Source organism: Actinospineispora eucalypti (assembly GCF_039543365.1).
Taxonomy (GTDB): Bacteria; Actinomycetota; Actinomycetes; order Mycobacteriales; family Pseudonocardiaceae; genus Pseudonocardia; species Pseudonocardia eucalypti.
Genome location: NZ_BAABJP010000019.1, coordinates 59,462 through 72,542 on the forward strand (window position 1 = coordinate 59,462; position 13,081 = coordinate 72,542).

A 13,081-nucleotide genomic window follows, 5' to 3' on the forward strand; every position below is an offset into this window, starting at 1 on the left:
ATGGTTACCCCGCACGCGGTCGACACGAGGCGCTCACGCGCCGTCGTGCCGATGCTGCTGCGCGGGTTGCTGTCCGTGGCGGGCTCCCTGTCGTTCGGGAAGCTGTTGCTCGGCGCCGCGATGTTGTGGATGGCCGCAACATTCATCTCTGCCCACGCCGCTTCTGATTCGGCTCAGCCGAATGCGGACGGGGCTGCCGTGCAATTGGTTGGCTACTCCACTCCGGATTCCGACACGGACGCCGCCGATTCCGAATGGTCGTTCACTTTCGGCGGTAGCGAAGGCAAGCCGGCACCTGTGAACAACAGTGGCCAACAGGCCACGGGGTTGGATGGCCGCGTGGCCGCGGCCGTGGCCAAGCCGGCGCGGTCATTGGCCGAATTGCGCGCCCAGTACGCGCCCGTGGCCACTCCGCCGGTGGCCACGGAATGGCCATTCTTTGGTGGCCACGCCGACTCCGCTAATGGCCACGCCAATGGCCAGGCAGCCGCACAGCGCGGCCAGTCCGGTGGTCAGCAGCCCGTGACTGCTCCGGCCCAGTCGGTGGTTCGCTCCGTGGTGGACCCGGTGAGCGAGTTCGTCAGCGCTGTGCTCGACAAGATCGCCGACACGGCCGGTGGCGGTTCGGCGTCGGACGGCAAGCGCGTCGACGAGCCCAAGCCGGGCAAGGCTGAGCCGACCTTCCAAGCACGGACCGCGGCCGAGCCGAAGCAGCCCGCCGCCGACCGCGACGCCACCGAGAAGCGCGCCGCCGCCGAGCCGAAGCGGATGATGGCCGCCGGGGTCGAGCACACCGACCGGGCCGCGTCGCTGCCCGCCCGTGAGACGGCCGGTTCGGTCGGAAGCGCGGTGACGAAGTTCGTGTCGGGTCTGTTGGAGCGTCTGGCCGAGCACACCTCCCACGGTGACCCGGCGGTGGTCCCGGCCGCCCGTGAGATCACCGCTCGGGTCTCGGACGCCACCGCGAAAACCGACCGCATCCTTACAGACCGGCTCGCCGCGACCGACCGGGACGTCGCCGACCGACTGGCTGAGGCTGACCGGCTGGTGGACGAGCGCCTCGCCGAGGTGGACCCGTTCCATACGCCAACGGCCCAGCGCCAGACCGGCTCCAGCGGTGGCGCGGTGAAGGCGCCCGCCGCCGGGCAGGTCGACGAGCTGATGGGCGGCGTGGTCGACCTGGTGTCCGGGATCGTCGGTGGCGTGGCCGGCAAGCAGGCCGGCGCCCACACCCGAGCCGCGTTGACCGATCTGACCGACCAGGTGTCCACCGCGCTGCGGGTCAGTAACAAGCTCGACAAGCACGGCGCCGGCAACGGCTCGAGCGACTACCAGCTCGCCATGCCTGAGCGCTCCCCCCAGCAGATCTCCCACGGCGGGTCCAGCCTCGCACCGGACAGCGACCAGCAGCCGATCGTGTGCCTGGCGCTGGGTTGCACCGACCGCGACCCCAGCCTGATCGGCCACCACCCCGGTGTCGGCGGCGGGCGCGGTCCCCCGGCGGCGCAGCGTCCTCACCACCGGCACGACAGTCCCTTCGAGAACGACCCGGCTTCCTGGTCGAGCAAGCACCACCGCTCCCCGGCCGGCGGCATTGACAACTTCATCGGCGGGATCCTCGACTTCGTCGGGAACCTGATCGGCAGCCTCCCGCACAGCGGCGGTGGCGCCCAGAACCAGCCCGCCAACCAGAACGACCTGGGTCAGGCGATCAGCGAGTCGGTGAACGACTTCCTGACCGACCTGTTCGGCAAGCTCGGCATCTCCCGCTCGACCGCCAACAGCAGCAACCAGGGTCAGGGCGCCCAGTGGCCGACCCAGCAGAACAACCTCGGCCAGACCATCAGCAAGCTCACCAACCAGTTCGTCACCGACCTGCTCCAGCTGCTCGGCGTCAACGGAGGCAACACCGGCGGCTCCAGCCAGGGCACGCAGAAGCCGAGCACCGGCAACGGCCAGCAGAGCGATCTGGGTCAGGCGATCGGCAAGCTCACCAACCAGTTCGTCTCCGGCCTGCTGCAACTGCTCGGCATCGACGCCAACACCAGTGGCGGACAGAACGGCTCGGGGCAGCAGCGCCCACCGGCTGACCACAACACCGGCAGCGGCCAGAACGGTGGCGGCCAGCAGCAGCTCGCCGCCGGTATCAGCAAGCTGGCCAACGGGTTCGTCACCGACCTGCTCCAGCTGCTGGGCGTCGGCAAGGGCTCAAACGGCAACGGCGGTGGTTCGGGCCAGACCCCGCAGAAGCCGCAGCAGCGCCCGAACCTGGACGAGGCCCTGGGCAACTTCGTGAACCTGGCCGCGGGCATCGTGTCCCAGGTCGCGGGTAAGGACGCCGGCAAGCAGACCCAGCAGGCCCTCGCCGGCTTGTTCCAGCAACTGCTCGGTGGCGGCAGCGGCAACAGCGGTGGCGGGCAAAACGGCGGCTCCCAGAACAGCGGCGCGCAGCAGCAGCTGGCCGCCGGCATCAGCAAGCTGACCAACGGGTTCGTCACCGACCTGCTCGAGCTGCTCGGGGTCAAGGGCGGCAACGGCAACACCGGCGGTTCCAGCCAGACCCCGCAGAAGCCGAGCACCGGCGGCGGCCAGCACAACAACCTCGGCCAGACGATCAGCCAGTCGGTCAACGACTTCTTGACCGACCTGTTCGACAAGCTCGGCATCTCCCGCCCGACCGGCAACAGCCAGGGCCAGCAGTCCCAGCAACGGCCGACCCAGCAACAGAACCTGAGCCAGGCCATCGAACAGCTGACCAACAACTTCGTCTCCGAGCTGCTTCAGCTGCTCGGCGTGAACGCGGGCGGCAACAACGGGGGTTCGGGGCAGCGGCAGCCGTTGAGCGTGGACGAGGCACTCGGCAACTTCACCGACCTCGCTTCCGGCCTCGTCTCCCAGGTCGCCGGCGACGACGCCGGGCAGCAGACCCAGCAGGCGCTGGGCGGGATGTTCGACCAGCTGCAGTCCGGCAGCGGGGAGCACGGCGACCGGGGCGGTTCGAAGGACCCGGGTCCGTTCTCCGACGACATGGACTACTGGGAGGGCCTGTACTACGACGCGTTCATGGCCGACGCCAAGGCCGCCGGCCAACAGCAGCAGGCCGCCCAACAACAGCAGGACCAGCAGCAGACGCCGAGCGTCGAGCAGGCGCTGGGCAACTTCGTGAACACGGCGTCGGGTCTGGTCGGTCAGGTGGCTGGTGAGGACGCCGCCCAGCAGACGCAGCAGGCCCTGGGCGGAACGTTCGAGCAGATGCTTTCGGGTGGTGCCGGCGAAGGGGGCGACACCACCCAGAACATCGGGCGAAGGGGTGGAGTTCGCCAGGCCACGGTGAACCAGGACACCGGTCGCCAGACCCCACGGCGGCAGGACACCGATCTGGACCTGGACGAGGTGTTGTCGCGGTTCGTCGACGCCGCGTCCGGGGTGGTGTCGAGGATCGCGGGCGACAAGGCAGGGCGGCGGACCGAGCAGGCGCTCGACGAGCTGCGCGACCAGCTGACCGACAGTTTCCACGGCCGTGGCGAGGGGCGGCGGCCGGTGCAGGCCCAGCGCAACTCGGCCGGCAAGATCACCGGGTCGCCCTGGGGCAGCCGGGGCCGGACCGCGTCGATCAGTGACTCCGTGTCGGACTTCCTGTCCGACCTGTTCGATCAGATCGGCATCGGCGGCAACAACAACAACCACGGCCAGGGTCAGTCCGGCCAGCAGGGCCAGCGCCAACAGCAGGGTCGGGGTGGACTTGCCGAGCAGATCACCGACCTGACCAACGACTTCGTCGCCGACCTGCTCAAGGCCCTGGGTATCTCCGGCGGCAACTCCGGCAACGGCAACGGTGGAAGCAACTCCAGCGGTTCAGGCAGCGGCAACGCGGGCAACTCCGCCGGCGACGGGCAGGGCACTCGGCCGGCCACCCTCGATGACTTCGCCCAGATCCTGGGCGGGGTCACCGACCTGGTTTCTGGACTGGTCGGCCAGGTGGCCGGCCAGCAGGCCGGTGACCAAGCCCGCCAGCTGCTGACCGCCGCCGCGCAGGACGTCCTCGACGCGCTGGCCGCCAGCGGCAGCTACGGCCAGGGCAGCGGCGCCGGTCAGGGTGGCGCCGGGCAGAACCCGGGTGGCCAGGGCAACAGCTGGAGCCTCAACAACGACGGCCAGTTCGCCGGCACTCCGTGCGAGGGCGACGCCGAATGCGCCCTCGCCAACGGCAACCTGCAGACCCGCCAGCCACAGTCGCTGTCCAACCGCGGCCCGCCCGAGCTGCTGGACGACCCCAACCAGCAGAACTACTGGTGGAACACCGAGCAGACCACCGCCCAAGCATTGAACGACCGGCTCGCCGTGATCCAGGGCCAGAAGAGCCTGGACGCCGCGAAGGCCCAGCTCGACGCCGGGAAGCTCGCCCAGGCCGACTACGACAAGCAGGTCACCGCCCAGCAGGCGCTGCAGACCAAGGCGAACGAGTCCGCCGCACAGCTTGACCCGTACAACACTCAGCTGCTCAACGATGTCGTGTCCGGCCAGCAGAACCTGGGCACCGCGAAGACGAACCTGGAGGCCGCGAAGGCCCAGGTCGCCGCCGGGAAGCTCTCCCAGGCCGAGTACGACAAGCAGGCCGCCGCCTACAACGAGCAGCGTGACACCGTCTACGCGCAGACCGCCGAACTGCGCTACGCCGCTGGCTACGACCGACCCGTCCAGGCCAACCCGGGCTATGACGGCGCCGGTGCGGCCTGCGCCAACACGGGCGCGTTCGCGGAATGTTCCGCGGCCGTGGTCGACCCGACCACCGGCGAGGTCAAGGAGGACCAGAGCTTCTGCCTGATCGGCGTCTCCGGCTGCGACACCCTCCTCACCGCCGGTGACCGCACCGCGCACGCCGCGTGCAACCCCACCGACGGCTGCGCCACCGTGGTCAAGGCCGGCGCCATTACCGCGCAGACCACCTGCGGGGTGGGGGAGTGCAACACCAACAGCACGGTCGACTCCCAGGGCGCGGACACCTTCTGCCAGGCCCGCGCCGCCTGCTCACAGAACGGCACCATCCCGACCACACCGACGCCTGAGGACCTGGCGGCCGGCAAGAAGAACGGCCTGTCCCAGACCAGCGGCACCTGCCACGGGGACTGCGCGCTGGCCGGGTTCGCCACCGTGACCGACGCCGGTTCGGACTGCCAGTCCCGCGCCGGCGCGTGTGACACCAGCTCGTCGGGCAGTCGCGCCCGGGAGAAGGCCCCGAAGGGCGAGACCACCGCCGAGTCCGCCGAGCGCTGGCGGGAGAACGGCAACGGTTCCGCCAAGGCGCACTGCCAGGTCGCCACGGTCGGCTGCGTGACCACCACCACGGTGGAAGCCTCGCTGGACGAGACCAGCGGCCAATACGCCTGGTTCGCGGTGCCAGCGGTCCAGGACAACAACGCGGCGCGGGCGGCCCCGGAGGCCGAAGCCGCCGCCCGCTGTATCAAGGGCGCGACCGGCTGCTCGGGCAACGCCCAGACCAACACCGACGGCAAGGCCGAGAAGACCAAGATCACCAAGGCGCAGCCGGCGGTGCTGAACAGCGCCGGCGCCCAGGTCGCCCCGGCCACCGCCGAGCAGACCAGCACCGACGTGCAGGTTCACAACGGCGCCTCCGACTGCCGGATCGTCGGCGGGGACTGCACCGCCTCCTCCGGCGGCGAGGACGAGGGCGCGCTCAGTGCCAGCGGCGTCGCCTGCGACCAGGCCGCCGGTTGCGGTGGCGCCGCGAACGCCGCCACCCACGCCGAGATCACCAGCGGCCTGAACAACACCACGGCCACCCAGGCCACCGGCGCCTTCCACCAGTGCACCGCGAACGCCACCGACGGCACCTGCAACGTGGACGCCTCCTCCGTCGCCAGCAACAACGCCACCGGCACCGGCGCCCAACCCACCGCCCCGCCCGCCGACCCGGCGACCGAGCTGGCCCGGGGCCTGACCGCGAACAGCGACACCAACGCCACCGTGCGCTGTGTGAGCGCCGACTGCCGGGGCGCGGCGAACGGTTCCACCTCCGGCGGCGTCCCCGGCACGAAGGACAGCATCGGCACCACCCGCTGCGACGCACACGGCACCGGCGCCGACTGCGCCCAGGCCGCCTCCACCGAGGTCGCCTTCCGCGAAGCCCAGCAGGCCGGTCTGAACGGCGAGCCCGCCACCCCCGCCGGCATCGTCAGCGTCAGCCACGCCGACTCGCAGATCCGCTGCACCAACACCACGGACACCGAGTGCGGCGGCAACTCCTACGCCGAGACCTCCGCACTGGACACCGCCGTCTCACCGCACCGGCGCGGCGCCTCCACCAGCGGCCAGTGCACCGTGGTCGACGGCGGCTGCCTCGGCCAGGCCAGCTCGGACGCCTCCACCGTCGCCGAGTACGTGCAGATCGACCCGGCCACTGGCAAGCCGGTCGCGGGCCAGCCCACCGCCGGCCCGACCGCCACCGCCCGCGCCGCAGGGTCCGTCGACTGCCAGACCACCACCTGCCACGGCACCGCGCACACCACTTCCGCCTCCTGGGACGGTGCGGTGGACGGCGGCAAGCCGCGCACCTCCGAAGCCGCGGTCGGCTGTGAGGCCGGCGCCACCAGCTGCCAGGTGCAGACCCTGTCCACCGCCTTCACCGGCCCAGGCGCCGCCGTCACCTACGCCGGTGACGGCCAGGACAGCAACGCCGCCCGGTTCGGCACCGGCCCCTCGGCCGCGTCCATCGCCGGCGGGAAACTGACCTGCGAAAGCGGCGAGTGTGGCGGCAAGGTCATCCTGACCGCGCTGGCCACTAACCCCGGCGTCTCCGCCGACCCGCGCGGCAACCGGGCCGGCGGCGCCTGCGCCGGGGCAACCGGCGGCACCTGCACCGCGGTGGTGAACGGCGCTTCGTCCACCGAGCCGAACGCCAACGCCATCAAGCCGATGGTCACCGACCAGCCGAGCACCAACGCCACGGTCAGCAACCAACAGATCGGCGGCAACGGCCAAAGCGCCGGCGCCGCGAACACGGGCACCGACACCACCGCTTCACAGGGCGGCCAGAACAACGGCAACCAGCCCGGCCAGCAGCCCAACCAGCCGGCCACCGCCCCCGGCTCCAGCGCCAGCAACGGCGGCCCGACAGTCCCCGGCGCCTCCAGCTGGGCGTCCTCCTGGGCACAGCTGAACTGCGACGGCAGCGGCCCGTGCAAGGGTCAGCCGCTCAGCTCCACCGCCGGCCTCACCGGCCTCGACCACACCAGCGGCGGCACCGGAAACCACGGCCCCCCGGGGAGCGACACAGCGACCGGAGCCACCTCCGCCAGCTGTGACACCACCGGATCCGCTTGCCAGGCCACCTCCACCTCGACCGCCGGGTCGGGCCAGGTGGTAGCCGACATCTTCACCGAACAGGCCAGGGACACCGCCACCCAGGCCACCCAGCAGGCCGAACAGGCCAAGCTGGACGCCGAACAGGCGAAGCAGGTCGCCGCCGCCCAGGGCGCGACCGAGGAACAGAAGAAGGCCGCGGCCGAAGCCGCGAAGACCGCCGATGAGGCCGCCAAGAACGCGCAGGCCGCGACCCAGGCGGCGAACCAGCCGATCACCAACCCACCCGCGTGGTCCGAGTCCACCGCCACCGTGTACTGCGCCGGCCCCGACTGCACCGGTCAGACCACCGCCGAAGGCTCCCTCACCGGTGACCCGACCGCACACAGTGTCTCCCGTACCGTCGCCGAATGCCGGGGCGGTGCCTCCGGCTGCGCCGCCGCCAGCAACGCGGTCGTCACCAGCGACCCGACCAGCGGCGTGCCGAGCAGCGCCACCCCCGGCGCCCCGATGCTCCCCGGCCGCTCGGTAAGCATCCAGGTCGGCTCCCAGATCGAGTGCCCGGACGCGGGCTGTACCGGCACCGTCACCGGCGACTCGGTCTCCACGGTCAAGCCCTCCGGAGGTGCCGAGGCAATCAGCGCGACCCCCGGTTCCGCACCGGTCAACGGCACCGCGACCGACCCGGTCAGCCGCAGCACCGCGCACGGAGAGACCGCATGCACCGGCCAGGGGAGTGGTTGCCGGGCCAGCATGACAATCGGCGCCTCGGTGATCAGCCACCCCGGAACCGGGCCGGCGGGGACCGGCCGGTTCGGTATGACCAACGCCTCGGTGGTCGGTACCTGCGAGACCGACGCCGGTGGCTGCCCGGTCACCGCGAGCAGCGCCACTACCGCGACCGACGACCCGGCCACCCTGGGCGTGAACGGCACCGCCGGTGACAACACCACCCGGGCGGTCGCCACCGCCACCTGCGCCCAGGTTGGTCAGTGCTTGACGACCACCGACGGCTACGTCACCGACTACGCCGCGCAGGTCAACGCCGCCTGCGCCGGCACCGGCTGCGGCGCCCACACCCAGGGCAGCGCCCACCTCGCCAACAAGGGCGTCACCAACACCGCGACTTCGAGCGGTGACTGTGTCGCCGGCGTCAACGGTCAATGTGGCGCCAGCAGCAGCGTCGCCGCCTCCCCGGAGGCCGCGCAGGCAATGGGTGGTTGCCAGGCCACCGCCGGTTCCACGTGCGCCGCCGCCAGCCACGCCGAGTCCAAGCGCCCGGGGCAGCGGGCCGTCGCCGACGCGTCCGCCCCGCCGACCGTGATGCCCGCCGACGGCCAGGTGATGACGTTCGCCCAAGCCGGCACGACCGCCAACAGCGCGCAGGCGTCCGCCGGGTGTTTCGGTTCGCCCACCTGTCGCCGTAGCTACGAGGCGCACAGCCGGGCGAGCTCCGGGGGCCTCACCGGCTTCGCAGACGAGACCGACTCCGCCACCGGCGAAGGTGAGGGCGGGGTGGCCACCGTTGCCGGCGCCGGACCCGACGGCGCCTACGGCTTCTGCTCCGGCGCCCCCGGCGCGCATTGCAAGCAGAGCGGTGTCGTCGTGCCGCCACCGGTGGTCACGTACACCACCACCGGTGGTGGCGGTGACGATGTGCTCTCGCCATCGATGAAGCACCGGGCCGAGGTAACCGGTCGTCAGGCGTCCGGACGCGGTGTCAAGGAAGCCGCCGCGCATGCCGCCGCCACGGGCGCCACAGACAACCAGGTCATCAACGCCGACCACAATATGGAGAAGGCCGAGAAGCGAATCGGCTCGGAGGCGGACGAGGCCCAGAAGGAAGCCGAGCACAACGCATCCAACGGCGGCGCCACCAAGAAGGAAGTCGCCGCCGCCGGCCAGGACGCCCGAGCCACCTATTTCGATCACGCGGCGTACGGAGCCGACCCCAAGGCGACGGGATCAGTACCGAACGAGAAGATCCACCAGGCCAAGAATGGCGCGTTTGCTGAGCTCGATGCTGCCATCAGGCAGCAACATGAGTTCTCGGAGATCCAGGATCAGGCCGGTAGGGCGGGCGAGTTCCTCAAGGGCTACTACAACACCGCCGGACGTAATCTCCCGGACACCAAGTGGAGCGTCGACAACCTGAACAAGGCAAACACAATGCTCCAGGACGTCCTTGACCGTGCCGACAAGTGGGCGACCGCGTACGCCCAGCGCCACGGCCTGGATGAGGAAAAGACCGCGAAGTCCGTCCAGGACACGCACTCCTACTTCGTGGACTACACCTACGACGCGGCCGACAGGAAGATGAAGGGATCCCCGACCACCCTCCCCGTGACCGTCGGTGGGCAACCCAGCAAGCCGTTTGTCGAGTTCAACGCGGTGGTACTGGCCCGGGGCACGGCGGAGGCGGCCGGCGCGAAGATCACCCCCAAGACCCCGAAGATGGGCGAGTACGTCACGCGCGCATCCGCCGATCGGGATGAGGAAACGGGTGACGTCGAGCTCATCGTGGAGAGCCCGGGCCACAAGACCGTCTACTCGTGCCCGGCGGCGCAGTGCAGCGAGCCGAAGACGTTCACCACCGGTACCGGGCAGGTTGCGTCGTGGGATCCCGCGACCGGCACGGTCGACGTGGCCGACGGCGCCGACCGCGTCGACGACTCCACCGGCGCGGAGATCACCCACGACAAGGACGGCAACGGCGAGGTCTCCACCGAAGGCGGCACCGTCACCGACGGCCGCACCGGGGCCACCGTCCGGTTCACCGCGCCGAGCTCGGATATGAATTCGCGATTCCATCTCCGGCTGTCCAGCCCGAACGGGGCGCCGTTCAGCGGCAGCTGCCAGGGGTGCGTGGTGACCGGGGCACAGCTACCAGGCAAGCCCGGGCGGGACGTGCTCGTGGTGAACAACGGCGGCTACGCCGAGTTCACACTCCGCGACTTCTACGGCAACCCGGCGAAGATCACGGTTGAGCAGGGAGTGGGAGGTGGCGGAGCAACGTTCACGTCCGCCGAGGGTGACACGATCAACACAACCGTCGGCTTCGAGGTCGTCACCCGCGACTCCCACGGCCTGGGCGGACACCTGAAAATCACCCAAGGCTACGGGTCCATCCACTCCATCGAAGGTGTCGACCAGGAGGGCGGCACTTACCACATGCCCACCCAGCCCGGACAGGGTGGCCAGACCGAGTGTGACGGTGGCGGCTGTAAGAGCTTTGGGCCGGTGCAGCCGAACGGGCAGCGCGACTACGCCTATGGCGGGAATTTCATCGAACAGCACCGCAACGCGGACGGCACCGGCGGCGGCGTCGAGGCCTGGGCATACGACGGTGAGGTCGTCGGCGGCCAGGACGCCTACGGCAACTACATCCACACGGTGGAGGGCGCTCAGGAGACCAGCGCCATTCAGCTGCTCTTTGCGGAGGAGGACGGCTACCACTCCGGCCAGGCATGCAAGGGGAAGTGCGTGGGATCCGACAAGAGTCCCTACGCCGTCCCCGAGGATCACAACCTGAGCACCGCTCCCTCCGGCCCGGGCTCGACCAGCAACAACCTCACCCCGATGAACGACCGATGGCTGGGCTTCCTCCAGGCGGCGAATGCCGAGGAGGTAACCCACCTCACCGGGGTGGAGAACCCCGGACTGGTGTCCAAGACGCGAGCAAACCTGACGTTGCTGGCGGACCAGAGCGCGACGCGCTGGGCGAGCGAGGTCGGCTCGAAGGAGCTCAAGCCGTTCATCGATGCCTCCAACGCGGCGACCCAGGACGGCAAGATCACTCCGGACGAGGAACGCACTTTGAGTGACCTCGCCGACGGCATCAACCCGCTGACGCTGGACCGGATGCTGGCGACCGGCATCGCGGTGGACGAGCTGGGCTACCACTACTACCAGGTGGGCAAGGGGAAGCACCTCGGTGAGTCGAACGAGGGCAAGCGGATGCAGTTCGCGGACAACCCGGAACTCATCAACACGATCAACGCAATGGCTCCCGGCACGCTCGACAATCTGCCGAAGGACCCCGCCGCGCGCGCGAACAAGATCCTGGAGTACTACCAGGACGAGGCCGACAGGCTGAACCGGGACCTCTCCGACCTCGTACCCGAGCAGATCGAACTCAACGGGCGGATGGAAAACTTCCAGCGGAACCTGGAGCGGTACGGGGACAGCCCCGGCGCCATGCGGTACATCCTCGGGCGGGAAGGGGATGCGCTGGACCGGGACGGCCGGGATCTCGGCGCCCGGATCACCTACTACCAGAACGGGCTCGCCGCCGCTCAGGGCAAGCTGCGCGGCATCGACCTCACCATTGCCGGCATGGCCGATGATGATTACTTCACCGACGCGCTCACCTCGGCCAAGGCGAATGCCGACGCCTTGAACAATCTCGCGGGCATGGTGGTGGCGTCGAACGGTCCGGGCGCCGCGGCGTTGCGCGAGCAGATCTTGCCGATCGTCCAGGCGGTGGACCAAACCTACTCGGGGGCGGCGATGGGCCTGCCCGTCTACGCCGACGCTGGGTTGTACGGCGCGGGACTCCCCTCGACCGGCGACCGGTCCTGGACGAACGCCCTGGCATCGGTCGCCGAGTTCGACGGTTACTGGAACAACTCCGACCCGACCAAGCGGGAGGACTACCGATCGAAAGGGCTGGACGTGGTGGCCGCCATGGCGGCCGAGCTGCCCGAGAACCGGCGCGGTCTGAACCCGGACGATGTGATCATCTCCGCCGACGAGACCGGACCCGACCGCAAGAACAAGCTGCGCAACATCGTCAAGGAGGACCTCCAGAACTTCGACCCGGAGTCACTCAAGAAGGACCCGGGCCTGGTCGACGAGTACGTGGACAAAATCTGGAGCAACGGCGGCGACGAGGGCGACATCGTGGCGCTGCCGGTCAAGTTCGTGCCGGAGGGCAGCTACCGCGCCATTGACATGCCGATCTACCGGGTGACCGATCGTGACGCCGGCTGCTTCGCCTGCGAGGTAAGAGCCGATGCCGAGGAGGACGGCTACGGGTCGGACTACGCCACCAAGCTCTCGAATGCCGCGAAGAAGGACATGGCAGGCGGCAAGAAGAAGGAAAACGACAAGGGCGAGTTCAAGTTCATTGATCTCACCGGCTTGGTGTCCACCGGCGAAGACGACTACGTGCGCAACAGCCCGTGGACCGAGTACGACAAGCTCATCGTGCCCACCGACTGGACGGCGCCTACCGGGACCGAGGAGAAGCCCGGTCCCGCAGTTGGGCTGAAAACGATCGCCGCGCACTACACCCCTACCGCGAAGAAGTGGGCGGATGGTATCGGGACGGCCGTCCTGTTCGTCGGTGCCGGCGCGGGCAGCGCGATCATCGGCGGGATCGGCATGGCCTACCAGGCGTACAGCACGATCGACGCCATCTACCAGCGCGGCAAGCACGAGCAAAGTCTCAGCCTGGCGGATCCGGTCGCGCGGTCGCTCTGGATCAACCTGGCCTCCACGACGTTCTTCGGCGCCGCCTCGGTGGCGGGGCGGCTCGCGGGAGTCGGCAAGGCACTGGGTGGGGCGGCGGTGCGCCCCGGCCTGGTCTTGCCCGCGAAGGTGGCGAACTGGGGTGCTCGGGGCGGCTTCACAGTGGACGCGCTCGACCGAACGAGAGGTCTGATATGGGACGAGATGTCCCCGGGCCAGCGCGATCAGGCTCTCGTGGGCCTGTTCACGGATGTGGCGATGTGGGGCGTCAGCCGTACCGGCGCGTTCA

1 protein-coding gene (only partly in view) is annotated in these 13,081 nt (G+C 69.9%); it reads left to right on the forward strand.

Annotated elements, in window-relative coordinates; genetic code table 11:
• Window positions 1-13,081 carry part of the coding region annotated (locus ABEB12_RS20280) for an MFS transporter (RefSeq protein ID WP_345702982.1) on the forward strand (this coding region is incomplete at its 3' end). The annotated region continues 56,625 nt past the right edge of the window, so 13,081 of the 69,706 annotated nt are shown.